Annotated in this window: 20 protein-coding genes; 4 read left to right on the plus strand and 16 right to left on the minus strand. The window is 57.5% G+C overall.

Annotation, left to right across the window (positions count from 1 at the left end; translation table 11 throughout):
• Positions 1-19: 19 nt before the first annotated feature.
• Both N879_RS07605 and N879_RS07610 read left to right on the plus strand, forming a co-directional pair.
• On the plus strand, positions 20-1609 hold the full coding sequence (locus tag N879_RS07605; RefSeq protein ID WP_031232491.1) for a sulfatase family protein: 1590 nt from the start codon (positions 20-22) through the stop codon (positions 1607-1609).
• 37 nt (positions 1610-1646) lie between these two features.
• Positions 1647-2618, plus strand: coding sequence for a Bug family tripartite tricarboxylate transporter substrate binding protein (locus tag N879_RS07610; protein ID WP_009464013.1), 972 nt, complete (start codon positions 1647-1649; stop codon positions 2616-2618).
• Between the two features lie 470 nt (positions 2619-3088).
• On the opposite strand, the gene N879_RS20645 is transcribed toward N879_RS07610, so the two are convergent.
• The 4 genes from N879_RS20645 to N879_RS07625 form a co-directional block, all read right to left on the minus strand.
• The gene (locus N879_RS20645) at positions 3089-3292 is read right to left on the minus strand and encodes a hypothetical protein (protein WP_200914594.1); all 204 of its coding nucleotides are present in this window, start codon (positions 3290-3292) and stop codon (positions 3089-3091) included.
• A 581-nt stretch (positions 3293-3873) separates the two neighbouring features.
• Positions 3874-4848 carry a Bug family tripartite tricarboxylate transporter substrate binding protein gene (locus tag N879_RS07615; protein ID WP_009464016.1) on the minus strand — a complete coding sequence of 325 codons (975 nt, stop codon included), beginning with the start codon at positions 4846-4848 and terminating at the stop codon, positions 3874-3876.
• 21 nt (positions 4849-4869) lie between these two features.
• Entirely contained in the window at positions 4870-5763 is an 894-nt protein-coding gene (locus N879_RS07620; protein WP_039942783.1) for an MBL fold metallo-hydrolase, read from the minus strand.
• 178 nt (positions 5764-5941) lie between these two features.
• A complete protein-coding gene (locus N879_RS07625) occupies positions 5942-6688 on the minus strand; it encodes a GntR family transcriptional regulator (protein WP_009464020.1) in 747 nt (248 codons plus the stop codon).
• 195 nt (positions 6689-6883) lie between these two features.
• Between N879_RS07625 and N879_RS07630 the strand changes: the two genes are divergently transcribed.
• Complete coding sequence (locus N879_RS07630) at positions 6884-10492, plus strand: BTAD domain-containing putative transcriptional regulator (protein WP_022983296.1); 3609 nt, start codon at positions 6884-6886, stop codon at positions 10490-10492.
• Between the two features lie 92 nt (positions 10493-10584).
• Here the strand turns inward: N879_RS07630 and N879_RS07635 are convergent, their stop codons facing one another.
• On the minus strand, positions 10585-12189 hold the full coding sequence (locus tag N879_RS07635) for a phospholipase D family protein (protein WP_009464024.1): 1605 nt from the start codon (positions 12187-12189) through the stop codon (positions 10585-10587).
• Positions 12190-12343: 154 nt separating this feature from the next.
• Here N879_RS07635 and N879_RS07640 point away from each other — a divergent pair, with 154 nt between their 5' ends.
• The gene (locus N879_RS07640) at positions 12344-13267 is read left to right on the plus strand and encodes an EamA family transporter (RefSeq protein ID WP_022983297.1); all 924 of its coding nucleotides are present in this window, start codon (positions 12344-12346) and stop codon (positions 13265-13267) included.
• A 3-nt stretch (positions 13268-13270) separates the two neighbouring features.
• Here the strand turns inward: N879_RS07640 and N879_RS07645 are convergent, their stop codons facing one another.
• The 11 genes from N879_RS07645 to N879_RS07695 form a co-directional block, all read right to left on the minus strand.
• A complete protein-coding gene (locus N879_RS07645) occupies positions 13271-14755 on the minus strand; it encodes a bifunctional ADP-dependent NAD(P)H-hydrate dehydratase/NAD(P)H-hydrate epimerase (RefSeq protein ID WP_009464026.1) in 1485 nt (494 codons plus the stop codon).
• A 188-nt stretch (positions 14756-14943) separates the two neighbouring features.
• A complete protein-coding gene (locus N879_RS07650) occupies positions 14944-15966 on the minus strand; it encodes an XdhC family protein (protein ID WP_009464028.1) in 1023 nt (340 codons plus the stop codon).
• A gap of 24 nt (positions 15967-15990) precedes the next feature.
• On the minus strand, positions 15991-17667 hold the full coding sequence (locus N879_RS07655) for a TRAP transporter large permease (RefSeq protein WP_031232493.1): 1677 nt from the start codon (positions 17665-17667) through the stop codon (positions 15991-15993).
• Between the two features lie 11 nt (positions 17668-17678).
• The gene (locus tag N879_RS07660) at positions 17679-18287 is read right to left on the minus strand and encodes a TRAP transporter small permease subunit (protein WP_031232495.1); all 609 of its coding nucleotides are present in this window, start codon (positions 18285-18287) and stop codon (positions 17679-17681) included.
• 38 nt (positions 18288-18325) lie between these two features.
• Positions 18326-19087, minus strand: coding sequence for an ABC transporter permease (locus N879_RS07665; protein WP_009464034.1), 762 nt, complete (start codon positions 19085-19087; stop codon positions 18326-18328).
• Complete coding sequence (locus N879_RS07670; RefSeq protein WP_009464036.1) at positions 19080-19859, minus strand: ABC transporter ATP-binding protein; 780 nt, start codon at positions 19857-19859, stop codon at positions 19080-19082. Before N879_RS07670 ends, N879_RS07665 begins: the two co-directional genes overlap by 8 nt.
• Positions 19859-20878, minus strand: coding sequence for an ABC transporter substrate-binding protein (locus N879_RS07675; RefSeq protein WP_009464038.1), 1020 nt, complete (start codon positions 20876-20878; stop codon positions 19859-19861). The genes N879_RS07670 and N879_RS07675 overlap by 1 nt, the downstream gene beginning before the upstream one ends.
• Before the next feature lie 44 nt (positions 20879-20922).
• A complete protein-coding gene (locus N879_RS07680) occupies positions 20923-22116 on the minus strand; it encodes a xanthine dehydrogenase family Fe-S subunit (protein WP_009464040.1) in 1194 nt (397 codons plus the stop codon).
• A 3-nt stretch (positions 22117-22119) separates the two neighbouring features.
• Positions 22120-22956 (minus strand): FAD binding domain-containing protein, encoded by an 837-nt coding sequence (locus tag N879_RS07685; RefSeq protein ID WP_009464042.1) that lies wholly within the window; start codon positions 22954-22956, stop codon positions 22120-22122.
• Positions 22953-25355 carry a xanthine dehydrogenase family protein molybdopterin-binding subunit gene (locus tag N879_RS07690; protein ID WP_022983298.1) on the minus strand — a complete coding sequence of 801 codons (2403 nt, stop codon included), beginning with the start codon at positions 25353-25355 and terminating at the stop codon, positions 22953-22955. The genes N879_RS07685 and N879_RS07690 overlap by 4 nt, the downstream gene beginning before the upstream one ends.
• 24 nt (positions 25356-25379) lie before the next feature.
• On the minus strand, positions 25380-26477 hold the full coding sequence (locus tag N879_RS07695) for a TRAP transporter substrate-binding protein (RefSeq protein WP_009460856.1): 1098 nt from the start codon (positions 26475-26477) through the stop codon (positions 25380-25382).
• Positions 26478-26756: the final 279 nt, after the last annotated feature.

Below are 26756 nucleotides of genomic sequence, written 5' to 3' on the forward strand. Positions count from 1 at the left end.
GCTACAAAATAGGCACTTCATGTCTCAGTCAGTACCCAATTTTTTATTGATCATTGCGGATCAACTCCGCGCAGACCATTTGGCTTGTTACGGCAATAAAGAAGTTAAAACGCCCAATCTGGATGCGTTAGCCGCTCGCGGTTGGAGTGCTGACCGATTTTACGTCGCCACCCCAATCTGTATGCCCAACCGTGCGTCCCTGATGACAGGTCGCATGCCCTCGGTGCACGGCGCCCGTCACAATGGTGTGCCCCTGCCACTGGATTCCAGCACCTTTGTCGATGTACTGCGCCAGGCAGGCTGGAGCACAGCCTTGGTCGGCAAGGCGCACCTGCAAAATATAACGGATACGCCCCCGCTCTACCCACGGCCGGATGATCCTCCAACCAAGGGAGAAGCTCGCCCTCCTCTGCCTACCAACGATTACGGCCAGGAATGTGGCCAATGGTGGCGCGATCGCGCCGATCACGGTGTTCAGCTACCTTTTTACGGCTACGAGCACGTGGACCTGGCCATTGATCACGGCGATCAGGTCTGGGGCGACTATGGCCGCTGGCTGCAGGATGAACATCCTGAAATCGCCGCCCTGTCCGGCCCTGAAAACGCCATACCGACTCCGGACTACGAGTTAAGCCGCATTGGCCAGGCCTGGCGTACCCGTGTGCCAGAAGAGTACAGCACCACGGCCTGGATTGGTGAACGGACCCGCGCTGTGCTGGACAAATATGCCCAGGAACAACAGCCCTTCTTTATTCAGTGCTCCTTCCCGGACCCGCATCATCCCTTCACTCCGCACGGTCAGTACTGGGATATGTACAAGCCTGAAGAGGTCAGCCTGCCCGACTCCTTCCACCTGGGTCCGCATCCCCTGCCTGCCCATCTGCAATTGCTGCATCAGCTGCGCGATGAAGGCAAAGCCATCAAGCACACTCCTACGCTGTTTGCCTGTTCCGAGCGCGAGGCCCGCGAGGCGATTGCGCTGAACTACGGTTCCATCACGCATATTGATGCCGAGATCGGGCGCATTCTGGACCATCTGGAGCGCACTGGTCAGGCGGAAAACACCATCGTCATTTTCATGAGTGATCATGGCGACTTCATGGGCGACCATCAATTGATGCTGAAGGGCCCTGTGCATTATCAAAGCATTATTCGCAGCCCCTTTATCTGGTTTGACCCCAAGGATGCGAAAACTCAAGGCACAAGTGAGGCGGTCTGCTCTACCATTGACGTCGCGCCTACGGTGCTGGAACGTGCCGGCCAGCTGCCCTACAACGGCATCCAGGGTCGCTCCTTGCTGAAAGTGATGCACAAGGAGCCTGTGGAATGGCGCAAAGGCGTACTGATCGAAGAAGAAAACCAGCGCAAGCTGTTCAATACGCCCATTCGCACCAAGCTGCGTTCGCTGGTCACGCAGCAGCACCGTCTGAGCCTGTATGAAGGCGGTCAAATTGGCGAGCTGTACGATCTGCAAGCCGATCCGCTGGAACAACATAATTTGTGGAATGAACCTGACGCGCAAGCGTTAAAAACAACGCTTTTGTGTCAATTGATCGATACCATGATGGCTCACAGCGAAACCAGTCCCTTGCCTTTGGCGATAGCGTGAGCTGAACACTGTTAATTACCCCTATCTGGAGACATCTATGCCCACCCTTTCCTTGCTGCGCAAAGTAAGCATTTGTGCGCTGATCTTACCTTTGGCTACGCCAGTCCAGAGTGCCGAGGTGGCCACCATTGTGGTCAGTTCCGTGGCAGGAGGCCCGCTAGATGTCCTGGGTCGCATGTTGGCCCGCGAAGCCACTGAAACCACGGGCCAAACGATTGTGGTGGAGAACCGGGCGGGTGCAGCCGGTACGATTGCTGCAGAGGCAGTGGGCCGGGCCAAGCCAGATGGCAATACCTTGCTGCTGACACTGGATACGGTTGCCACAGCCAACCCGCATATTTACGTCAACAGCAAGTTCAAGATCGGGGAGTCCCTGGATCTGGTGTCTTTACTGGGTACTTTTGACCAGGTTCTGGTGGTTCCCAGCAAGACCGGCATCACAACACCTGCCGAGTTTCTGGAGCGCGCCCGCGCCAAGCCCATGAATTACGGCTCGGCCGGTATGGGTTCGCCTGGGCATTTGATGATGTCGGCCTTGACGCAAGATAGCGGTATCAAGCTGGATCACATTCCGTATCGCAGCAATAGCGCTGTGGTCAATGATATGTATGGCGAGCGTCTGGACAGCGGCTTTTTGACGATTGCCGGTGTCTTGGGTCCGATCAAGGAAGGTTTGCTGACTCCCTTGGCGACTTCTGGCGGCAAGCGCAATCCTTTACTGCCTGAGGTTCCTACTTTGGCCGAAGCAAAGCTGCCTGGATTGGAAAACTTTAACGAGAGCTTCTCGTATCTGGTTTTCACCACCAAGGGTTCGCCTCCAGAGAAGATCAAGGCATGGAACGACTTGCTCAGCGATATCGTGAAACGTCCGTCCACCGCCGAGACTTTGCGGATGCTGGATATTCAGGCCTACGACTCGTCCAAGGTTTCTCCAGCCCAATGGGTGCAGCAGCGTAACGCTCGCTGGGAGCAGATTGTGCGGGATAACAATATTCGTTCTGATCAGTAATTGTTGGAATTACAGCCCCTGGTTTCAGGGGCTGTTTTTTTTGAGGCTGTATAGGTTCGAGGGGATTACTGAGAGCAGGCTTTCTTCGTGAGTTGCTTTGGGGTAAGGACTCAACGGTTGGTGAGAAGGCTGCTCGTACAAAGAAGGGAGCAGGAGCAGGGAGCCGGTTAGTGCAGGTGTAGTGGTGTTCGGGCTGAGCACTTGCCGGTGCTACGCACCGGTGCCCTTGTCAGTTTGGGAATCCGGGCGCCCTGTGAACTCGCGGGGTACTTGGTCCCCCGGACCAAGTACAAACGCCCCGCTCAAACAGCACAGGGCTTGCATCCCGAATTCCCAAACTGACCGCGGCAAGTACTCTGAATCGCCCGAACACCACTACACCTGCACCAACCGGCAAACTCACATTACTCTGTTCCCTTCTTTTCAAGAGTCCAACTGAATGGCTCAATGCGATATGAGGTTTGCTACTTTTACGCCCTGTTTAAGGTGTGAAAGCTATGGCGCCAGAAGTGGCCAACAACAACAACAACAACAACAACAACAACAACAACAACAACAACAACAACAACAACAACAACAACAACAACAACCAAAGCCAAAGCCAAAGCCAAAGCCAAAGCCAAAGCCAAAGCCAAAAGAGTAGCGCCCCAAAACCTTAAAGCCTCCTCCAGCATCGTAAAAAAGCTACTTAATCCCCCCCCCTTTTTTCCTCAACTCCAGTCACCTCGCCTATGACCCACGTACTCAAACCAAGCTCAAAACCTGTCTGAAGCGTCCCAAGAAAAACGAAACCACCGTTCAACAAGTCCAAACCATTTCTACTCTCCAGTGCTGTTTGGGCTATGTACACGATGTTGCTTGTTTTCTTGTGGGGCCCGGGTACGGCTTGGCGGGCGAGTCAGGGCTCTTGCCGCAGGCAGAGTGCTGGGGCGGGATGCAAGGGTCGTGCTGTTTGAGGAGCACGCTTGCGGTTTGTCCGGGGGACAAACCGCGCTCCGAGTTCACGACCCGCCCGCCCCAGCACTCTGACAAGGGAACCCACGCGCAGCGTGGGCAAGAGACCCGCCAAGACAAGCCGTACCCGGGCCCCACAAGAAAACTACCCGCCACCCTCACACAAAGCCCAAACAGCACGTCCAGAAGAAAGCCTCCTCCTGTCAAAACCAGCGCCCTCCCACTTCAAACAAGCCCTCGCATACAAGGCTCGACAAAACACCCAGTCCCAATCAAGCCAACCCTGTACTCAAGCGACATATCAATCCAAACTAATCCCAGCCTTAGTCACGATATCGTGCCAATAATCCGCCTCTGCAGGCAGTCCCTTCCGAAACTCCTCAGCAGAAACCTTGGACAGCAAATACCCTTGATCCAGCAGCTTGCTGCGAATAGCCGGATCAGCCAGAACCTTCTCCAAAGCCCCTTCAATCCTGCTCACGATCTCCGTCTCCGTCCCGGCAGGAACAGCCAACGCCCACCAGTTGCTGATCACCACGTCCTTGTAGCCCAGCTCCTCCATCGTGGGGACATCAGGCAAAGCCGGGAAGCGCTCTGGCAAGGCCACTGCCAAGGCCTTCAAACGACCTTCAGGCAAAAAAGCCGCCCCCAAACCATAGCTGCTGACAAACATCTGCACTTCATTGCTCAACAAAGCCTGAATCCCCGGCGCCGAGCCTCGGTAATGAATACCCAGCATGTCGCCCTCCAGAGCCTCGGACAGCTTCCAGGCCGACAGCTCCGGCGTTGTGCCTGCTCCTGGCGTCCCGTAATTCACCTGCCCTTTGCGCTGCTGAACATAATCCCGGAATTCAGCCATATTCTTGACCGGCAAATCTCCATTCACATAAACAAAAGCCGCCGCATCCGCCACCTTGTTGATCACATACAAATCCTTGAACGGGTCATAACCCATGTTCTTGTACAAGAACTGATTGATCACAAAATTATTGGTGGCTGAAAACAGCAAGGTGTAGCCGTCCGGCTTGGAGCGCGCCACCATCTGCGTGCCAATATTGCCGCCCGCGCCGGTCTTGTAATCCGTAATTACCGTCTGCCCCAGCTCCTTCGACAGTTCGGGCTGCAAGATACGGAAAATAATGTCACCCGCCGCTCCCGGAGGGTAAGGAATCACCACTCGCACAGGGTGATCGGGATAATCCGCCCAGACCGGACCTGCCGCAGCCAGACCAAGCGCAGCCACCAAACCCACCACCGTCTTTTTAATTGCTTGCATCTTGTCTCCCCCGCGCGCCTTTTACAGGTCTATGCGCATCAAATCCGTTGCCAAGCGCAAATCGCCTTTGTAGCTTTTGCGAATATCCCGAGCCACTTCATCCAGACGCTCCGGCCCCATCAAATCAACCGGCAAATGATTGCCCGCCGCACGTTTAATCACCGGACTGGTGGAGTCGTAATGTCCAAAATGCGTGGCCACTAAACTCTTCACATTGGCTTTACGAGCGATCTCGCCCAACTGCAAAGGACTGGTATGGGCAAACGTGCCTACCCCTGACTGCGCGCGATGCTTCAGGAAAGACTCCGGAAAAGTGCACTCATGTATCAGCAGATCCGCATCCTGCGCCAGGCGAATCATGGACTCACACGGAGCCGTGTCGCCACTGAACGCCACAACCTTGCCTTCAGCCTCCATACGAATACCAAAGCAGTCCGTAATTTCGCTAGGAATGTGGTCCACCACATCAATGTAGATTTTGACGTCCTCGTCCTCGTACATCAGACCTGGCTCCACCTCGAAGACCTCGGGGCGCACCGCTTCAATATTTTTCTGACGAGCCGGATAAGCCGCACGAGCCTGAATATCCACCCGGAACGCGCCATTCTCGAAGGAATGATCCACAAAATCCTGCGTGCCTTTGGGGCCAAAAACCTTCAGCTTGCCTTCACGGTTAAAAACCCAGCTGGACAGTACAAAAAAAGGCAGACCGCAAACGTGGTCATAGTGCAGATGGCTTAAAAACACCCAAGGCACATCGGCTGGATTGATATTGGCCTTCACCATCTGACGCGCGGACCCTTCGCCGCAATCAAACAGATAATTCTTGCCATTCTCCAGCGTCACCAAAATGGACGACTGAGCACGATCGGGATCTGGCAACGCAGCGCCGGTGCCAAGCATGGTTATCTTCACGTAAAACTCCTCCAAACAATAAAAACATCCAGCACCAGAACAGTGCCTTCCCTATAAAGTTATAAAGTTCTATTTTTAGGACTTTATGGAAAAAGTGTACACCTCGCTATCCAGCGGCATAACTTGGTGTTTTTACCTAGGAGTGTCGTAAAGGCGCAGCGCGCCTGGGATGGCAGTCTTAAAGGCCAGGTGTCAGCTCGGTCTGAATGCTGAGATATTTAGCGGGATAAAAGACCTGTGCCGCATAAACCAGTTGATTTGCACGGTTCACAATCAGGCGAATTACCCGCACCACAGGCATGCCTATGTCCATATTCAAATGGCGTGCTAAATCCGCATCGGCAACCCGTACGGTCAGTGTCTGACGAATAGTATGAATCTGCTCGCGAGCCAGACGATTTAGCACCAGCAGCACTGGTTCCTGACTTAATTCCGGTTGCAAGGTCTGGGCCAGAGTATTCAACACGTAGACCGTATTCAGGCTGTAAGCCACGCCATCAGCGTAATTCACACGGCTGGTCCACCAATACTCATCGGGCAAGGACTGCCCGGTAATTTCAATGGGCAAGGCTCCCAGACCATTGCCCAGCTCCACCATGACCGAATCCAGACGCGTCAGATGTTCAATCAAGGCATCCCAATTGGTGGGCAACATCAGCCAATGGTCTTGCGCGACGTCGCCAATCACAAATGTGCCCTTGCCGCGTGTGCGCTCGATCAGGCCTTCGTGTTCCAGCTCATCCAGCGCCGCCCGCACGGTAGCGCGCGAGACGCCATATTCCTGCATCAACTCTTCCAGCGTGGGAATACGCGTGCCTACCGGCCATTCGCCACGCTCCAGGCGCGCTCGCAAGGTATATTTCACCTTGAGCGACAGAGGTAATTTGGACTGTTTGCGCAGCGATGAACGTGTGGGATCGACCATACCAAGAGGCAAGCAAGCACAGGAAAGTGACAAGTCCACATCATAGCCTGCGATGAGTTAAGCCGGAGTTATCCCAAAAAGGTTTAATCTTGAACAAGCAAAGCGTTTATTTTTGCAAAAGTTGGTAAACGAAAATTAAACGGATCGGATACATTATCCCAATCATTGCTTAACTCTTGATACGAGCCCGAGCCCATGGATGTTTTGCCTTCCTCCGCCTCGCACTTGGCCCAAATTTACCTGCTCGGTACCTACCGACTGCTGGTGAAAGGACAATGCCGCGCACAAATCATTAACTACGATAAAGCGCGTATTTTATTGTCCATGTTGGCCTTGGCCCAGGGCAAGCCGATTAGTCGCAGCCGTCTGGCTGAAACGATCTGGCATGAAGACCCCATCAGTGTGGGCCGCGCTCGTTTACGCCACGCGCTGCACGCCTTGCGCCGCGCCTTTGAGGGGTGTGATCAGGCCCTGCACATTACCAATGACACCCTGGCCCTGGACCCCAGCCACACCCAGGTGGATGTGCTCAGCCTGTTGCAACACCCCAGTCAGCCATCGCTTAACGATCTGGAGCGCCTGAACCTGTATCAAGGCCCCTTGCTAGGGCAGGTAAAACTGCACCATGGCGAGCAGTTACAGGACTGGTTGCAGGATACACAGCAAAACATTCGTCAAACTCTGTCGCAATGCCGTGACCGTTACATACAGTCTGGCCTGAGCACGCTGCCTACGCCGCAAGCAATCAGTTACCTTAAACGCTGGCTCCTGATCTGGCCAGAAGAAGAAAAACTGCATCAAGAGCTGATTCGGCTGCTGAAACAGGAAGGCCAGCATGAAGCTGCCCTGCACGCCTACGAGCAGTGCTCGGTCTTGCTGGCCGACCGCCTGGGTTGCGAACCCAGTGCCCAGACACGCAGTCTGGTGGATTTGCCGGCACGCTCGATCAGCCCTGCCAAATCCTTACCCACGATGGTCTCCCTGCGCCTGCGCCCCTTGGCCGCGGTCGGCTTTTGCCTGCGCTTTGAGCCCGGTCACCGGCATGCTCGTGAGCGCGGCGGCCATCTGCTGGAACAATGTCGCCAGACCTTGCAAATCTTGATTGAACAGCATGGCGGCTGGCCCTGTGAGGCCGGTCCCAATCAGTTGATTGCCTACTTTGGCTATCCCGAGTTGCTGGAGTCGCCCGTTGCGCAAGCAGCCGCATTGGCACGGGTTGCGGCAACCTTGCGCATGGATGAAAACGTCAAGCTGAGCATCGCCCTCCACGCCGATCTGGCCATGGACGATCAAAGCGCTTACCCCGATCCCTGGGGCCAATTGGCACAAGTGGTGCTGCCCTTGAGCTGGGAAGCCAGCCCCGGCACACCACGTATCAGCGTGCAGGCCGCTCTGCGTCTGGACACCAAGGATGTGCAAGGCCCGCTGGGCCGCCAGAGCGAAGCGCTATGGCTTAATCTGAGCCCTTCCGACGCAGACCCTACGCGTTTAACCAGCCGCGTCTATGGCCGCTCGCAAGAGTTCGACCATCTGGTGCAAGCCTGGTCGCATATCGGTCCCAACCGTGCCTTGCATCACATTGCCATTCACGGTCGGGCTCATATCGGCAAGAGTCTGCTGGTGCAGTCTCTGGCGGACTATGTGCAGAAAACCGCCCACCACTGCATTGTGCTCAATTGTCGTGAAGACAAGCGTCGTGTGGCCTGGCATCCGATTCGCCTCTGGCTGCACGAGCAGATTGCCGATTACCTCACCGCGCAAAACGGCAAGCAGCGCGATCCCTTCTCCGTGCAAACCTTGCAAGAGGCACTGGAAATCAGCCCCAAACAGGCCCAGTCCCTGCATCAATGGCTAAATAGCGGCCCGGACGAGCAAGACCTGAACGAGCCTTCCACGGCTCATATGGATTTATTGTTCAATTTGCTCAGCGGCCCAGGCAATTCGCCACGCCGTCGCTTGCTGATAATTGAAAACGTGCAATGGGCCGACCCGCCTACCCAGCGCCTGATCCGCTTGCTGGCGCACACGGCACCGCGTCACCCCACCTTGCTGCTGACGACCAGCCGCAAACCCGGTCATGGACTGGAACGTGCCGAGCACCTGAGCCTGCGTACACTGGATCGCTCCAGCATCAACAGCCTGTTAAGCGGCCAACGGGGGCAAAGGCTGGCGCGCGATAAACGCAGCCGCCTGGTCCGCTTAAGCGCAGGCAATCCGGGCCATGCCAACGAGCTGCTGCGCTGCCATGAGCTCAATAGTGAATGCAGCGATGCCTTGTGCCTGACTGACCTGGTCTGCACCCAGTACCACAGCCTCCTGCCCGCAACACGCCACATCCTGACCAGCATCGCCTTGCAGGCACAGCCTATTTCCATCGACGAGCTGGCTCTGATGCTGCGCCTGGAAAACACCGCCTTGAGCAGTGGACTGGACACGCTGGCAACGCTGGATCTGATCGATGTGCATGACAAGCATGTCTCCTGTCTGCCGCTGGTCTCCCAAGCGCTGGAACGTGTAGCGATGCAGGAAGAACTGCGTCAGGCCCACTACGCCATCGCCCAGCACGGCATACGCCGCCGTCACGCGCCCGAGTACATTGCCCTGCATCTGTGCGAAGCGGAAAGTCCGGAAGCCGCCTTCTGGTGGCAGCGTGCGGCCCGCGAAGCGCTGGCACAGGACGACCTGCGCCAGGCCAGCCAATACCTGCAGCGCTCCTTGAACCGCAGCGAATTGATTGAAGATTTGCAGGTTCGCCAAACCCTGCAATTTGAATGTCGCATGTTGCAAGGCGCGATTGAGTCCTCGTTGTACGGCCCCGCCTCCGCCTCTACAGCCATGGCCTACGAGCTGGGCCATGAGCTGCATGACGAGCATGACTCGGATCAGGTCATGATCAGCTTGTGGACAGCCTGGACAGCCTTTCAAGCCCAGGGCAATTTCGAGCAAGCCCTGCAAAAAGCGCGCCAGTTACTGGCTCTGGCCAATGAAACCAGCCACGATCAGAACCGCAGCTGGGCCTTGTACGCCATTGGCCAGCACGAGCTGTGGAAAGGGAATGTCACCAATGCCATCCAGACGCTGAACCTGAGCCTGGCCGTCTTTGATGACCTGAAGGAGCAGAACGGTCGTCAGGCCATTGCCGAGCACTTTCCTCAGTCCATTACCTTTGGAACCCTGAGCGTCGCCCTGGCCTTGAAAGGCAATATGGATGCCGCTCAGCAGCATGTCCATCTGGCCTTGCAATCCTTGCGTGTGGATACCGCTTTTTCACTGCGCGCCATTACGCACTTGTTCGTCATGCAGGCCTACTACCTGATGGAACAGCTGGAAGACTGTCAGCAAGTGGCCGAGCTGTCCTTGCAAGAGCTGCAAAAATCGCATAACCCCGAGCCCTGGTCTGCACTTAGTCGCTCTTACCTGCACTATTGCCAAGTGATGTTGCAAGGCCGAGAAACCAGCCTGCAGTCCCTGCTCGATTGCGTACAGATCGCACAGTACGGTCTACCCATCAGCACCGATGGCCTGATGAGCCGCATTGCTCGCGCCATGATACGTCTGGGTCGCAGCAATGAAGCCATGCCCTGGCTGGACAAGGCTGCCGCTCAAGGTCTGCGTTATGACACCAATAGTCTGGGCACCGAGCTGCACTGTGTGCGCGGAGACGCCTGGATGGCGCTGGGCGAGAACGCGCAAGCCTTGCAGGAGTGGAATCTGGCCGAGCAACACATGGAAAAACATGGCTTGCATCGCTACGCAGACTGGATTCAGACACGCCGACAGGCCGTGCAAAAGCTCAAGGTCTAGTCAATAAAACCAGTAACGACAAGAAAATGCCCCCAAGGATCAAGCTGACTCCTTGGGGGCATTTCAGATCCGCTACCGATAATTGAATCGGCTTAAAGCAGCCACTCGATCGGCAGGATAGACAAGACGCCTACCCCGGCTCGACGCCAGATACTGGCATTCGGCTCGGAGGTGAAAAAGCGCTGGGTGCCGTCTTCGTTCAACTGAATCCACACCAGATCACCCTTTTCATCCAGTTCTACACGATAGCTGCGGTAAGGCAGGACGTCCTCAAAACTCTTGGACAGGGCTTGCGCCATTTCGGGGCTCTCGATAATAAAGCCCAGCTCCGTATTCAAATTGACCGAACGCGGATCGAAATTAAAAGAGCCCACAAACAGGCGCTTGCCGTCTACCGCAAAGGTCTTGGCATGCAGGGCCGAACCCGAGCTACCAAAAGGCCCGGAGCCGTGACGCGTAGGCTTGTCCATGGTGGGCCGCAGCTCCAGTAACTGCACCCCGGCTTCCAACAAGGCTTTACGTCGTTTCGCATAGCCTGCATGTACGGCCGTCACGTCCGTTGCAGCCAGGGAATTGGTCAGGATACGGACCTTCATGCCAGGCCGCTTCATCATGTCCTCAAAGGCCCGTACACCTGCAGCGGTAGGCACAAAGTACGAGGACACCAGGTCCACCTGGCTGGTGGGCTTGCCCAGCACATGGTCCATTTGCCAGACCATCAATTGCTCCGGGTTGACCGGGCCCAAGGCCTTGGCCGGATCATCACTGATCATGGTGGTCCGCGCCCACTGGAAATCCAGCTCACCACGCACCAAATGGCTGACCAGGTCCGACTCACGCAGCACCTGCTGGTAATCCTTGGCGCGTGGTTGCGCTTCGGCTTCCTGCAACTTGGCCTGAAACTTCATCAGAGCTTCCGAACCACCCGTTTTGATCAGGCTGTCCACCGGATAGGCCGATTGACTGGCCCAGTAACGGTCAAAATCCTTGGAGACGTCCTGCACCACCGCGCCAATCGCCATCACATCCAGATCCGCAAACAAGACGTCCTGAGTCGCACCGAAGTACTCATCGCCCACATTGCGCCCACCAATAATGGTGACCTGGTTATCCACGGTAAAAGACTTGTTGTGCATGCGCCGGTTCAGACGGGAAAAGTCCGTCAGAAAACCCAGAGGTTTGGGCCAGCGCAGCACAAAGGGGTTGAACAGCCGTACCTCGACATTGGGGTGAGCGTCCAAAGCGGCCAAGATATCATCCAGCCCGGTGATGCCGTTGTCATCAATCAACAAGCGCACACGCACGCCACGCTCGGCAGCCTGCAATAAGGTGCCCAGCATCAAGGTGCCGGTGGTGTCGCCCCGCCAGATGTAATACTGCACGTCCAGCGTTTTTTGAGCGGCAAAGGCCAACAAGGCACGGGCAGCATAGGCATCGTGCGGATCGAACAAGGGATAAATGCCTGTCAGACCGGGATGCTCCTGTGCCATGGGAGCCACTGCCTGGCCAATCATGGTTTCCTTAGCCTGATCCAGCGGCAAAGCCTCACTTTGGCTACGTCCTTCCAGCGAAGGCAGGGCACAGCCTGTCAGGCCAGCCAGCAAGGCCCCACCCGCCATCAAGCTGCGCCAGAAAAAGGACGGCGCTTGTCCCGTAGAACGAGGAATCGTCGGCTTTTTAGCGGGGTCGATTTTCATGAAGGCATCTCTGTGGACATGGACATCGCTCAACATAGTAGCACCGCCCTCGGGACCAGGCCTGGGCATGTTTCGCAATCAATACTTGCAGCAAGTGACAGGGCGGACAACAATAAAGCATCCGCCCATTCTTTAAACTTGAAATAAAAGTAGCATGCCCCCCGCAACATCCCCTGCCTTACTGCCCCGTCACCTTGCCATTATGTTGCTGTTAATGCTGGGCAGCTCCTTCGCCGCCAACCATATCGCGGCCAAAGTGGCGCTGGACCATGGCACCGGGCTAATCATCTCGGTTATTTTTCGCTCGGCCGCGGCCACCCTGGCCTTGAGCATGCTGCTGATCTGGCGCAAGCAAGCCCTGTATGTGCCCCGTCAGTATCTGGGCTGGCAACTGATGCTGGGCGGGCTGATCACCATGCAGTGCATGCTGATTTATTCCTCCATTGCCCGTATCCCCGTCGCCTTGGCCTTGCTGGTGGCCAATATGTACCCGATTCTGCTGGCGCTACTGACCTGGATACTGGGCGGGCACAAACCCACGCGCAAAACCTCCATCATCATGGTGGCAATTCTGATCGGCCTCTTGTTGGCGCTGGACGCTCCCAGTCTGATCAAGGGCGCAACGCTGGATGGGCAGTGGGTCCTGGGCGTGGTGTGCAGCCTGCTGACCGCCCTGACCTTTGCGATTGGCCTGTGGATTACAGAAAATAAACTGGCGCCCTTGCCCGGCCTGGTACGCAGTTTCTGTACCATCAGCCAAACTTTGGTCTGCCTGATTGCACTTAGCCCTCTGGGACTGCTGCCCGGTGGCTCTTCGCTGCCCCACGACGCTGTAGGCTGGATTGCCCTGTCGCTGGTCTGTGTGCTGTACACCACGGGCTTTGTGACCCTGTTTGTGCTGGCTCCCCGCCTGGACATGACACGCAATGCGCCCTTCATGAATATGGAGCCGGTGGCCTCGCTGATTCTGGGCTGGCTGATTCTGAAGCAGACCTTGAACTCCACCCAATTGCTGGGTGGCGCGGTGGTGCTGAGCGGGATTGTGGCATTGGCCTACCAGCGCGCCCCACGCAAGTAAGTCTCAGGCTCTGGACAGAAGGCGCTGCCAAACACGGGGCAGCACCTCTATCAAATCCTCCGGAATCAGTCCGGGACCAAACTCCAGGGCGGCCTGTGAATGCAGCCAGACAGCCGCCCCCGCCGCTTCAAAAGCAGGCATGCCTTGGGTCAACAAGCCACAGACCAGACCCGCCAATACATCCCCGCTGCCCCCGGTGGCCAACCACGGCGGTGCGCAGGCATTGATCAAGGCCCGCCCATCGGGCGCGGCAATAACAGTATCTGCTCCCTTCAACACCAGCACGGCACCACATTGGGTAGCAGCCAGTCGTGCCGCTTCCAGACGATCAGGCGCTTCCTCAAAAACGCGGGCAAACTCGCCCGCGTGAGGAGTCAATACGCACTGCTCATGCAAGGCATCCCATAACTCCTGGGGCTGTGCTGCAAAGCTGCTGATGGCATCCGCATCCAGAACACAAGGTCGCCCCGTTGCCAGCAAAGCCAAAGTCAGGCGACGGGTTTCCTCGCCCAGTCCCGCACCCGGCCCCACCAGCCAGGCGCGAATGCGCTCGTCCGTGGTCAGAGTGTTATCCAAGGGGGCCACCATGATGCTGTCCAGTGCCCCGGCGTACACCGACCAGACCGAGGGTGGCACAGCCATGCTGACCAGTCCGGCTCCAGCGCGCTGTGCTGCACGAGCCGCCAGACGGCTGGCTCCGGTCATCCGTTCGCCGCCAACCACCAAAGCATGCCCACGCGTGTATTTATGGCTCTGGGCACCCAACTGCGGCAGATGAGCATGCCACAAGGCAGGTTCATTCAACCAGGTATTGGCCTCTTGCAAGGCCGGCGCTGGCATGCCGATTTCGGCCAGCTCCAGCTTGCCGCACAAGGCACGGCCCGGATACAGCACATGGCCCGGCTTGTAGCGCACAAAACTGACTGTCACCGTGGCAGGGGCGACCACACCGCGCACCTGCCCGCTGGCCCCATCCAGGCCCGATGGCACGTCAATGGCACATACAGGAACCTTGGAAGCCGCCAAAGCCTGAATCAAGGCGGCTGTCTCGCCCTCTACATCACGATCCAGGCCTGCTCCCAGCAAACCATCCACCACCACCGAAAAGCGTCGAAAGTCCGGGCACTGACTTTCCCAGCGACCCTGCCATTGCGTTTGCGCCCAGGCGGCCGTACCCTGCCGTACAGACGGGTCCACCAGACTGAACACGGAAACCACCCGCCCCTGCTCGCGCAGAATTTGCGCCGCCACCAAGGCATCCCCGCCGTTATTACCCGGCCCGCACAAGAACAGCACCGCTCCTTGCGGCCAATGGCGCTGCACGGTACGCGCCACCGCACTGGCAGCGGCCTGCATCAATTGCTCGATGGATACCCCGAAAGCCGGAGCGGCTGCATCCATGCTGGCGCACTGTGCCGGACTGTACAGGGCCTGTTTTCCGGGCGCGGCACTCAGGGGCAAAAAACCATATTGGGACACAAAGGGCATGGCAGGCTCACAAAGGCAGAAATCAAAACGTCCCTACGCTGCACGGGCTGGTCACCCGCTGGCGGCCTGCTGAAAACAGAAGGCGTCAGGTCCTGGGCGGCCCGGAGACAAAAAAAGAACGGGTCGCCGCCCGTTCTCTTATCTTAGTGCGAAAAGTCTGAATGCAGAACTGTCGCAACAGCCACCACCTAGGCCAACGGCTGTTCTTGTCTATCCTTGACAGAGCCGACGGACAGCTCACGCGGTACCTCCACCCCGTTCTTGATCGCAATGATCTCGGCCATGATGCTGACGGCAATCTCTGCCGGGGTCTTGCTACCTATATACAAACCAATCGGACCTTTGAGCTTGTCGATTTCCTCGGCCGTCAGATCAAAGTGCTCGGCCAAGCGTTCGCGCCGGCTCTGGTTATTACGTCGCGAACCAATCGCCCCCACATAAAAGGCACTGCTCTTGAGCGCCTCCAGCAAGGCCATATCATCCAGCTTGGGATCGTGCGTCAGGGCCACAATGGCCGTACGCCGATCCGGCACGCAGGCAATGACCTCATCATCCGGCATGCCCTTAACTACACGCGCACCCGCTACGCTCCAGCCTTGAATATGCTCGCTGCGCGGATCGCAGACCGTCACATCAAAGCCGTTGAACAAGGCAATGGTCGCCACGTACTCGGACAGTTGCCCACCACCGATCAGCAAGAGCCGATAGGACGGGCCAAAAGTCACCGACAGGCTGTCCTGACTTAAATGCAAGGCAGCCGGAACGCGGGTGGCACTGCCCCAGGCACGGCCAGTTTGCAGATCCACATGACGTTGCACCAGATGGCGCTGCTCCAGCAAGCTCAGCAATTCCGACAGGGCTTGCGGGCAGGGATTGAACTCCACCAGCAAACGGATCGTGCCACCACAAGGCAGGCCAAAGCGATGCGCCTCATCCGCGCTGACGCCATACGTCAGCATCTGAGGACAGCCATCGCCATGCAGGCGCCTATCCGCCCCTGCGGGGTCGTGATAGGCACGGATCAGGTCGTCCTCAATACAACCACCCGAGACCGACCCGACCACAGCCCCACCTTTTTCCAGAGCCATGATGGAGCCCTCTGGACGGGGGGACGAGCCCCAGGTCTGCACAACCGTAACCAAAATGGCATCACGTCCTTGTGCGCGCCACTCGTGCAACTGGCGCAATACCCTGACATCCAGGCTCTCCATATGTGTCTCCAGTCTTTCCTGTGTTTATTTGAATACCGGCATACCGCCACCCTCGCCCGAATCATCAAACGGATTCAGGTCGGCACCGTATTCGTCCTGCATGTCGATCGTGACTGTATTGGGATCAACTTGGGCGCCCGTTCCCTTGTAATGCGTCACCATGCCAGGGAACAACAGCACCACAGCAATCATCACGATCTGGATACAAATAAACGGTACGGAGCCCCAGTAAATGTCGCCTGTGGCCACACCCGGAATCTTTTTCTTGGTCACTTTATCGATGTAATCATCCTTGGGCGCCACCGAGCGTAAATAAAATAGTGAGAAGCCAAATGGTGGATGCATAAAGGATGTTTGCATATTAACGGCTAAGAGCACGCCAAACCAGATTAAATCGATGCCCATCTTGTCGGCCACCGGCCCCAGCAAAGGCACGATGATGAACGCCAGCTCGAAGAAATCCAGGAAAAAGGCCAGTACAAACACCAGCACACTGACCAGAATCAGGAAGCCGTATTCACCGCCAGGCAGGTCAATCAGCAGGTGCTCCACCCACAAGTCGCCATCCACGCCACGGAAAGTCAGCGAGAAGATGGTGGAACCGATCAGAATGAACATCACGAAGCAGGACAGCTTGGCCGTGGTATCCATAGCTTGCTTGAGCAGATCGGTGCTCAGACGACGACGGCTGACCGCCATCAGAATGGCACCGACTGCGCCCATCGCACCGCCTTCCGTGGGGGTGGCAATACCCAGGAAAATGGTGCCCAGCACCAGAAAGATCAGGCCCAGGGGCGGGATCATCACAAACACCACGCGTTCTGCCAGCACCGACAAAAAGCCCAACTTCAGCCATTTATTGATCAGAGCCAACACGAACGCCACACCACCTACCAGCAAAATGCAGATAATGACCTTCTCATCTACAGGGCCGTTGGGGTCAACCCAAAATTCGTCCAAGATATAACCGGCCACCAGCGAGATCAGCAGCAGCACACACAAGGAGCGCGCACCCGAACGGCCATTGGCCTCCGAATAAGTGCGATGTTCGGCAGGAATCGGTGGCACATCCTTGGGACGCAGCACGGCCAGAATCAGGATGTAAAGCAGATAAGCGCCTGTCAGCACCAGACCAGGCACCATGGCACCGCGGTACATATCGCCTACCGAACGGCCCAACTGGTCAGCCAGCACAATCAGCACCAGCGACGGCGGAATAATCTGCGACAAGGTGCCTGAAGCGGCAATCACGCCCGTGGCCAGTCTGCGGCTATAACCGTAGCGCAACATGATGGGCAAGGAGATCAGGCCCATGGAGATCACCGAGGCTGACACCACACCTGTGGTTGCAGCCAGCATGGCACCCACAAACACCACGGCAATGGCCAGACCACCGGGCATGGAACCAAACAGCTGACCAATCGTATCGAGCAGGTCTTCTGCCATGCCGGAGCGTTCCAGAATCAGCCCCATGAAGGTAAAGAAGGGAATGGCCAGCAAAGTATCGTTGGCCATGATGCCAAACACACGCAGCGGCAGCGCCTGGAACAGGGACCAGTTGAACAGGCCCATTTCCACACCGATCAGACCGAACACCATACCGTTGGCGGCCAGCGCAAAGGCAACCGGAAAGCCCAGCAGCAAGAAAACAATCAGTGACGCAAACATCACTGGCGCCATATTGGCGACAAATAAATCCATCATGATCTGGTTCAGCCTTTGTGTTGATGCGCTAACTTGGCCTCGGCTTGCCGAGCAATTTCTTCAGCCAGCAGCTCTTCGGGCGATTTTTCCTGCAGCTTCTTGTTGGGGTTGGGGCTGGCACCGCGCAAGAAGCCAATGCACTTGATCAGGTGCGAGATCCCCTGCAAGGAAATCAGGGCGAAACCGATGGGGATAATCAATTTGGCAGGCCAGCGAATCAGACCACCGGAGTTGGAAGACACTTCCTGAGTCAGATAGGAGTCCATGAACACCGGCCAGGACAAGGCCATGATGGCAATACAGGCCGGCAGCATGAACAGCACCACACACACGGCTTCGATCACAATCTGCTTGCGCTCGGACAGGCGCGAGGCCAGCACGTCCACACGCACGTGCTCATTGCGCAAGAAGGTATAGCCGCCCGTCAGCAGGAACAAGGCGCCAAACAGATACCACTGCACCTCCAGCCAGGCATTGGAGCTGGAGTCAAAGAACTTGCGTGCGATGGCGTTATAGGAGCTGATCAAGACAACCAGCAGAACCACCCACATGACCACCCGGCCACATAGCTGATTCAGGCTGTCGATCGCCCTGGATAGTTTGAGTAAAGATTGCATCAATCCCCCAGATTTTCTGCGTTGAAGTTAGTTGGAATCTAATGAGACCGAAAACGGGTGGCACGCTTTTCAACTGCATCCAGCAGGAAGTACAGCGCCAGTCCCATGACGGCCAGAATGAACAGGGCGGAGAACACCCGCACCGTGTCGAACACCCCTTGGGCGCTCATGATCACAAAGCCCAGGCCACGCTGGGAGGACACGAACTCGCCCACAATGGCCCCTACCAAAGCCAGGGACAGAGCCACTTTCAGGCCCGCCATGATCGATGGCAGCGCAGAGGGCAGGCGCACTTTGAAAAACAGGGCAACCGGCCCGCCTTTCAAAACCCGGCCCAGGTCCAGAATGTCGGGCGAGACCGAGCGCAAGCCTTGCACCGTATCCACAATCACGGCAAAGACGGCGATCAGAAAAGCAATGGCCACCTTGGGCTCGTAGCCGGTACCCATCCAGACCACGAACAGCGGTGCCAAAGCCACTTTGGGAATGCTGTTGAAACCCACAATCAGGGGATAGCAAAAACGCTCGAAGAGCGGTGAACCCACGAGGGCGACGGCAATCAGCACGCCGCCTACGGCGGCCAATACAAATCCAGCCAGCGTGATGCCGAGCGTGTATAACGCTTGACCCATGTACCAACCCAGTTCGCCATACAAATCCTCCAGAATCAGCGAGGGGCGCGGCAAAATCACTTCCCGCACCTGACCCAGCCAACAAATTAATTCCCATGCCAACAGCACCACGACGGTAGAGACCACGCCCGCCAACCAGCTGGGCATGGAACGCAAGGCTTTATTCATGGCTGTCTCCTGCACCATCGGCAATGCCGAACAATTGACGGATATGAGCGACATGCCGGCCGAACTCCGGGGTCTCGCGCAAGGACAGCGGGCGCGGACGAGGAAAGTCGATCTTGATCTGCTCCAGAATGCGGCCTGGACGAGACGAGAACACCAGCACGGTATCGCCCAGGAAAACGGCTTCGGCAATGCCGTGCGTCACAAACAAGGTGGTGTTGCCCGTTTTCATCCAGATGCGCTGCAATTCGGCGTTCATGTTGTCGCGCGTCAGTGCATCCAGCGCACCGAAAGGCTCATCCATCAGCAGCAGGCGCGGATCATCCACCAAAGCACGGCAAATGGAGGCCCGCTGGCGCATGCCGCCGGATAACTGGCGTGGATAGCTGTCGGCAAACTGGGACAGGCCGGTCAAGGCCAACAATTGGTCCACCTTGTCCAGGTAATCGGCCGTGCGCTTGCCGGCAAACTCCAAAGGCAAAAGAATGTTGTCGCGTATGCTGCGCCACTCCAGCAAGGCATCGCGCTGGAACACCATGCCCACCTGGTCGGGCGGGCCGCTGACGGGTTGCTGGTCTACCGTCAGGGAGCCGCTGCTGATGTTTTCCAGCCCGGCCACGCAACGCAGGAAGGTGCTTTTCCCGCAGCCGCTGGGGCCCAGAATGCTGATGAACTGGCCTGGTTGAATATCGACATTGATGCCGTCCAGCGCCAGCACATCACGCGCGCCCTCAAAGCGCTTGCGCACATCTTGAGAAAGTACCCGCGCCGCCATTACTTCAGCTCCAGACTGCTCAGGGATTGCGGGGTGACCACGCCGGACTGGTAATAGTCCGTGGCCTTCTGACCGGCAGGAATCAGCTCTACCCGTTCCAGCGTGGCAACTGTCTTGTCCCAGTCCGCAGGCTGGTTCACGCCGATACTGCCTTGCTCCACAGCCGGGCCAAAGTAGGTTTTAAGAATATTCAGCTGGTCCAGCAAAATGGCTTTGTCCAAACGCGCATTGGGGCGTTGCGCCACAATCGCATCCACCGCTTCTTGTTCGTGACCGCTGTAAATGTAGTTCCAGGACTTGGCCACCACATTGGAAAAAGTCGCCAGCTCCTGTCCCCGGCTGGCTAGCTTGGCTTCGCTGGTGAACAGGCCAAAGCTGACCATATCCAGGCCGTGCTGGGCGAAAGGAATGGCATTGGAGGCGCGCTGACGCGACACCGAAGCCAGTACAAATGGAATGGTGGAGATCACGGCATCAGCCCGCCCCACCGCATAGGTCGCTGCCTTGCCAGCCGCATCCACACTCAGCAGATCCACATCGCTGCGACGCAAGCCGCCCGCTGCCAGAAACGCATCGACAAAAGGCGCTTCCAGAGAGCCGGCGGTATAAGCGATCTTGCGTCCCTTCAAACCCTCCGGCCCATTAATGCCCGAATCCTTGGGCACCAGCACGCCGATATCGCTGGACGTGGCAAAGGTGGCCAGCCCTTTGACTGGCAAGCCTTTGCTGCGTGCAATCACCATAGAGGCCAACGCTGCCTGGCCCACATCAAAGCGATCACTGCCACCCACGATCTGCACCGCCGTGACAGAACCGTTGCCATCTTCCAGCCGTACATCCAGGCCAGCCTGCTTGAACCAGCCCTTTTCCACGGCCAGATGAAACGGTGCATGGACGGCCCAAGGGGTCCAGTCCAGCTTTACATTCAAGGGCTCGGCTGCCGCCCCCCAGGTGCTCAACAAGAAGGTGGCCCCGATTGCGAGGCGCACACGTCCCCCCAAAGCTTTACGCTCCGTCATCTCCTTACCCCCGTTTTATTTATCGTCTTGCGTCGTCTATGCGCTTATGAGCGCCGGAAAAGTCCCTTGAAGCGGTCCCACAAAATGCTGAAGAACATCTTGACCGGATTGAACTCGGCCACCACCGGCTCTTCGCCTTCGGCCAGCGGTTTTTCCAGGCGCAGGTTCACGTTCTTGCCGAACTCCGCAATCATGCGGCGCACGAAATCCTGAACCAGCCCGGAGCGCGAAAACTGCGCCAGCGGCCCTTGCAGCGAATACACCAGCTCCACTTCCACGCGGCTGCGCGCTTCGCCATCCGGCTTGACCTGAAAGCTGACATCGCCACGGGCACGCGATTGGCTCAAGGAGTCCACGCCCTCACCGCGCAGCACGGCAGCACGGCGTTCGTTATCCTCTTCCAACGTGGCATTACCCTTGAAGGCAGCCGACATGGGGCCAAATTTGATGGCGATCTTGCCCTGTACCGTGGCCCCTTCCTGGGACTCGATAATCGCGCCGGGCAGACAGCCCGCCACTTTGGGCAAATCCTTCATGAAAGCCCAAACCTGATCGGCCGGGAAACGGGCATCAAAACCACCTTGAATAGCCTGGCCCTTGCCCTTGCCCTTGTCGGCACTGCCGGACGCGGCAGGTGCAGCAGCGGCCACCGGAGCGGGCGTCTGCACTTCTTCCTGTACCGCTTCAAAAGTCGTAAAGCCGTTCTGGTTCCAGTCTTGCTGCACGTTCTGCACCACGGCAGCGCGCAAGGCTTCTACCTGGGCATCGGGCTGATCGCGCAGGGCTTGCAGCACGGACAGAATGGCGGCTGTAATGCCTTGATAGCCGGTGCAGCGACAAATATTGCCGGACAACTCAATACGCACACGGGCTTCATCTGCATCGGGCAAACGCAGCACGATGTCGCGGCTGGTCGCCAACATGCCAGGCGTACAGAAGCCGCATTGCAAGGCGTGTTTTTCCGAGAAAGCCGTACGCAGACGGCTCATGATCGGATCGTCATCGTAGCCTTCTACGGTGGTGACTTCGTGGCCATCACAAGCACCGGCAAAAGTGATGCAGGAGCGCACTGGACGGCCATCCACCAGCACCGTACATGCGCCGCACACACCGTGTTCACAGCTCAGGTTGGTGCCGGTCAAACGGCTTTTCTCGCGGATGAAATCACCCAGATGGGTGCGCGGTTCGGCCTCGTGCTTTTGCTGACGGCCGTTAACTTGAATCGAGATTTCTGCCATGTCTTAACCTTTCACACCCAGCGCTTGCTTCAGGCTGCGCTCTACTACCGTACGGAACAGCACCTGATGAGCTTCATCCCGTTGTGCCAGATACGGCTGCAAGGCCGCTGCAATCGTGTCCCCTTCCAGGACGGCGGCCCCTTGTGCAGCCACGTTCACGGCCAGCTCGGGCAAGGAGCGCGGGGCGCCTTCCATGGCTCCAATCACTACGCGCGCCGTGCGGGTGGCCGGGTCGAAATAGCAGGCACAACTGGCATCGGCAAACTCGCCCACTTTGCGGGTAAATTTGTAATAACCCCAACGGGCCGAACCGGACACTTCAGGTACATCCACAGACTCGATGAACTCACCGGCTTCCAGCACCGTGGTGTAGGCAGCCAGCATGAATTCGCTCATGGGAACCGTACGGCTGCCTTGGGTTCCACGCACATTGATGCGTGCGCCCAGGGCGGCACAGGTCAGCACCCAGTCTGCCGCCGGGTCCGCATGGGCCAGGCTGCCACCCAAGGTGCCGCGATTACGCACACCCCGGTAAGCAATGCGGCCTGCCACTTTCTGCATCATGTGGCCGCGCAGCAGTTCGTGAATGCCATCTTCAATCTGGGCGTGAGTCACAGCAGCGCCGATACGCACTTGCCCTTTATTGGCCGTTACCTGTCGCAGCTCGGGCACTGCCGACACATCCAGCACTCGAGCAGGGCGCACCAGACGCAGATTCAACATGGGGCCCAGGGACTGGCTGCCACCCATCAAGCGCACTGCGGAAGGGTCGCTGCCATAAGCGTCCTGGATCTGTTTCAGGCTCTGGGCCTGTTCATACTCAAACTTGGCGGCCTTCATGCCTGAACCTCCGACACGGGCTGTTTATCTTGCTGATTGGCGGGCTGTGCTGCAGCGCGAATGGCGCTTAGCAGTCGATGCGGTGTCACGGGGGTATGTGAGACCTGTGCTCCCGTGGAGCGCAAGGCATTATTGATGGCCGACATGATGGCGGCAGGAGGGGCAATCGCCCCGCCCTCGCCCATGCCCTTGGCACCAAACTCGGTATTGGGCGATGGGCTTTCCATGTGTTCGATATGAATATTGGGCACTTCGCAGGCACCGGGCATGACGTAGTCTGCCAGGGTCGATGCCAGCGGCTGAGCAAACTCGTCGTAGGGCATTTCTTCGTACAAGGCGGTGCCGATCCCCTGGGCAATCCCGCCTATGGTCTGGCCTTCCACAATCATTGGGTTGATCATGACGCCGCAATCTTCCACCACCACGTACTTGAGCACTTCCACCCCGCCAGTCTTTGGATCGACAGCCACCACCACGGCATTGCTGGCGTAGGTGAAGCTGCCGGTATCGACTTTGGGTTTGTAACCTACGGATAGCTCCAGACCTTGCGGGTCCACGTCCTCGGGCAAATGCTGCGGATTGATGTACCAGGCATCCGCCACTTGGGCGATGCTGACCTGGCGCCCCTCGGCGCTGAACATATCGCCTTGATGCTGAATGCTATCCACATCGGCTTTCAGCATATGCGCGGCAATCTTGCGCACGCGCGGCAGCAGCTCTTTACAGGCCTTGGACACCGCACCGCCAGACATCACCAGGGAGCGCGAGGCATACGTGCCGGTAGAGAATGGCGTGCGGCCCGTATCACCGTGCACTACTTTGATCCTGGCCACGGGAATACCCAGAATTTCGCTGGCGATCTGGGCAAACGAGGTTTCCATACCCTGGCCGTGCGAATGCACACCCACACGCACTTCCAGCCCACCGTCCGGGGTCATGCGTACAAAAGCCTGATCAAAACCCGGAATCACCGCAGTGCCCCAACTGGCGAACACGGACGTACCGTGTGCAGACTGCTCGGTATAAGAAGCCACACCCAGACCAATCAGGCGACCATCGGGCTCACCCTTGGCCTGACGAGCCAGCACAGCCTCCACATCCACCGCAGCCAGAGCGCGGCGCAGGCTTTCTGGATAGTTGCCCGAGTCGTAATGCTTGTTGGCCACGTTGACGTAAGGCATTTGCTCGCCTTGCACCAGGTTCATCAAGCGAATTTCCCAGGAGGGCTTGCCGACCGCCAGGGCGATCTGATCCATCATCTGTTCAATGGCCAGGCAGACACCCGTACGGGCAACGCCGCGGTACGGCATGAAGCCTGGTTTGTTGGTGCCCACACCGCGTGTGCGGCAGCGGTAGCCACGAAAATCGTAAGGACCGGGCAAGTTGCCCAGGGCCTGGCCTACTTCCAAACCCACGGTAAAGGGCCAGACCGAGTAAGCGCCACCATCAATATCAATTTCAGCATCCAGCGCCAGCAGGCGGCCTTCATTGCTGATGTGTGCTTTCAGGCGGTATTGGTGTTCACGGGTATTGGCGCCAGCAATCAAGTGCTCACGGCGGTCTTCCATGAAACGAAAGGGCTTGCGGAAGGTCTTGGCCAACCAGGCCACGCACAGCTCTTCCTGATGCAGCACGCATTTATAACCAAAAGCGCCGCCCACATCGGGGGAAATCACACGAACCTGCGCCTGATCCATACCCAGGAACTGGGCAATGCCAGTGCGGTGCATATGCGGGATCTGACTGCCGCAATACACCACCAGTTGATCGGCCTGGAAATCCCAATAGGCCAGAACGGCCTTGCCTTCCATCGGCAACATGCACTGACGTGACAGGCTGACCGAGTGCTCGATCACGCGATCGGCACGGGCGGCATGCTCTTCAAAGGCCACGTCCGAGCGCAGTGTCACAAACACATTATCCTGCCAGCCTTCATGCAACAGATCACCCTGCGCGGCCAGCGAGGCCGGCACACTGCCGTAAACCGGCAGTTCGTCGTACAGCGCTTCAATCTCCTCCAGAACGTCCTCGGCCACGGCGCGGCTTTCACCAAAGGCCATGGCAACCGGCTCGCCCACATAACGCACACTGCCCGAGGCCAGCGGCGGCATGCTGGAGGCCTGATAACTGGGCAAGGTGGAAGCGGCGTAAATATCCAGACAGTCCGGCATATCGGCACGGGTAATAACCTGCGCACGTGCGCTGTCTTCAATACTGATCTGACGGATCCGGGCATGCGCCATGGGGCTGCGCAGGAAGGCGACTTCCTGCAGCCCCGGCATGGTCATGTTTCCGATGAAGTTGCCCCGGCCATTGAGATGGCGCGCATCCTCCTTGCGAAGAATACGCGCACCCACTCCTTGGCCACCCAGGCTTGACGGGTGACTGTGCTGACTCATTTCACTACCTTAAGAATGTGCTGCTTAACTGCGCTTGCCCAACTCGCTGAAGGTGAAGTTGTCCAGGGCACTTTCGGCAACCCGGAACCAACTGGCTTCCTGCTCCTGGAAGGCCTTCCAGCTTGGATAAATCTTGGCAAAATCGGCGTTGCTGTCCGACAGTTCCTTCCACAGTTCCTGGGACTTGTCGTAGGCGGCCTTCATGACGTCCTTGGGGAAGTAACGCAGCTTGGCCCCATCGGCCACCAGCTTGCGCAGAGCGCCGGGATTCAAGGCATCGTACTTGGCCAGGCTGAGCATGGTCTGCTCATTACAGGCCGTCTCGAATGCCACTTTGAAGTGCGCAGGCAAGGCTTCCCAGGCGTCTTTATTGACCATAGAGGTCAGGGACGCACTACCCTCGAACCAGCCGGGGGAGTAGTAGAAGGGAGCGACTTTGTTCAAGCCCAGTTTTTCGTCGTCGTAAGGGCCAATCCACTCGGCCGCATCAATCGTGCCCTTTTCCAGCGAGGAGTAAATATCGCTAGGAGGAATCTGCTGGGGCACGGCACCCAGTTTGGACAGCACCATGCCGCCGATGCCACCGATACGCATCTTCAGACCTTGCAGGCTGTCCAGGTCCTTGATTTCCTTGCGGAACCAGCCCCCCATCTGCACACCCACGTTACCCGCCACAAAGTTGACGATGTTGTACTGGCTGTACATTTCGCGCAGCAGTTTCAGGCCACCACCAAAGTGCACCCAGGAGTTGTGCTGACGGGCATTCATGCCAAAGGACAAGCCAGTATCAAACGTTACGGCGGTGTTCTTGCCCACAAAAGCGGTACTGAGCACGTGGTTGCATTCGACCGTGCCGTTGCTAATGGCATCCATGTTCTGGGCATAAGGCACCAGCTCGCCACCGGGGAAAGCGCGGATTTCGAACTTGCCTTCGGTCAGTTCGCTGACACGTTTGCACAGCGCTTCGGCCGAACCATAAATGGTGTCCAGGCTTTTGGGCCAGCCGGTAGACATACGCCAGCGCACGGTGGGGCTGTTCTGCGCAATTGCAGGGGCGGCTACGGCTGCCAAACCCGCACCCGCAACCGTTGCCGATTTCAGCAGAAAACTACGACGCTCCATCACTCACCTCTTTGTATTTTTTAATGTATTTACACCCCTTGCTCGATAGGGGTCTGGGTAGTTTGCCCGCCAGTCTGGCTTGCAGCCCCGACAGCAACTGCCCGAACCTTGCCAAACCGTCCCCCCCGAGGGGCCAGACGGACGTTCCAAGCAGTGTCAGCACACTATGAAATTGACATTCACCACTTCGATAATAGTAAGTGTGCTGATTAATTAATTTTTGGTCAAGCAGGGAAACTACTGACGCATGTCCTTGATGAGATAAAGGAAAGCATCATC

This window comes from Alcaligenes sp. EGD-AK7 (assembly GCF_000465875.3).
In the GTDB taxonomy this organism is placed as follows: Bacteria; Pseudomonadota; Gammaproteobacteria; order Burkholderiales; family Burkholderiaceae_B; genus Alcaligenes; species Alcaligenes phenolicus.

Bases quoted from the DNA above. Each gene is read 5' to 3' on its own strand.
- N879_RS07695 (WP_009460856.1), bottom strand. From the start codon at position 26,477: ATGGAGCGTCGTAGTTTTCTGCTGAAATCGGCAACGGTTGCGGGTGCG.
- N879_RS07660 (WP_031232495.1), bottom strand. From the start codon at position 18,287: ATGCAATCTTTACTCAAACTATCCAGGGCGATCGACAGCCTGAATCAG.
- N879_RS07650 (WP_009464028.1), bottom strand. From the start codon at position 15,966: ATGGAGAGCCTGGATGTCAGGGTATTGCGCCAGTTGCACGAGTGGCGC.
- N879_RS07610 (WP_009464013.1), top strand. From the start codon at position 1,647: ATGCCCACCCTTTCCTTGCTGCGCAAAGTAAGCATTTGTGCGCTGATC.
- N879_RS07655 (WP_031232493.1), bottom strand. From the start codon at position 17,667: ATGGATTTATTTGTCGCCAATATGGCGCCAGTGATGTTTGCGTCACTG.
- N879_RS07625 (WP_009464020.1), bottom strand. From the start codon at position 6,688: ATGGTCGATCCCACACGTTCATCGCTGCGCAAACAGTCCAAATTACCT.
- N879_RS07640 (WP_022983297.1), top strand. From the start codon at position 12,344: ATGCCCCCCGCAACATCCCCTGCCTTACTGCCCCGTCACCTTGCCATT.
- N879_RS07685 (WP_009464042.1), bottom strand. From the start codon at position 22,956: ATGAAGGCCGCCAAGTTTGAGTATGAACAGGCCCAGAGCCTGAAACAG.
- N879_RS07605 (WP_031232491.1), top strand. From the start codon at position 20: ATGTCTCAGTCAGTACCCAATTTTTTATTGATCATTGCGGATCAACTC.
- N879_RS07675 (WP_009464038.1), bottom strand. From the start codon at position 20,878: ATGACGGAGCGTAAAGCTTTGGGGGGACGTGTGCGCCTCGCAATCGGG.
- N879_RS07680 (WP_009464040.1), bottom strand. From the start codon at position 22,116: ATGGCAGAAATCTCGATTCAAGTTAACGGCCGTCAGCAAAAGCACGAG.
- N879_RS07635 (WP_009464024.1), bottom strand. From the start codon at position 12,189: ATGAAAATCGACCCCGCTAAAAAGCCGACGATTCCTCGTTCTACGGGA.
- N879_RS07690 (WP_022983298.1), bottom strand. From the start codon at position 25,355: ATGAGTCAGCACAGTCACCCGTCAAGCCTGGGTGGCCAAGGAGTGGGT.
- N879_RS07630 (WP_022983296.1), top strand. From the start codon at position 6,884: ATGGATGTTTTGCCTTCCTCCGCCTCGCACTTGGCCCAAATTTACCTG.
- N879_RS07665 (WP_009464034.1), bottom strand. From the start codon at position 19,087: ATGAATAAAGCCTTGCGTTCCATGCCCAGCTGGTTGGCGGGCGTGGTC.
- N879_RS07615 (WP_009464016.1), bottom strand. From the start codon at position 4,848: ATGCAAGCAATTAAAAAGACGGTGGTGGGTTTGGTGGCTGCGCTTGGT.
- N879_RS20645 (WP_200914594.1), bottom strand. From the start codon at position 3,292: ATGCTGGAGGAGGCTTTAAGGTTTTGGGGCGCTACTCTTTTGGCTTTG.
- N879_RS07645 (WP_009464026.1), bottom strand. From the start codon at position 14,755: ATGCCCTTTGTGTCCCAATATGGTTTTTTGCCCCTGAGTGCCGCGCCC.
- N879_RS07670 (WP_009464036.1), bottom strand. From the start codon at position 19,859: ATGGCGGCGCGGGTACTTTCTCAAGATGTGCGCAAGCGCTTTGAGGGC.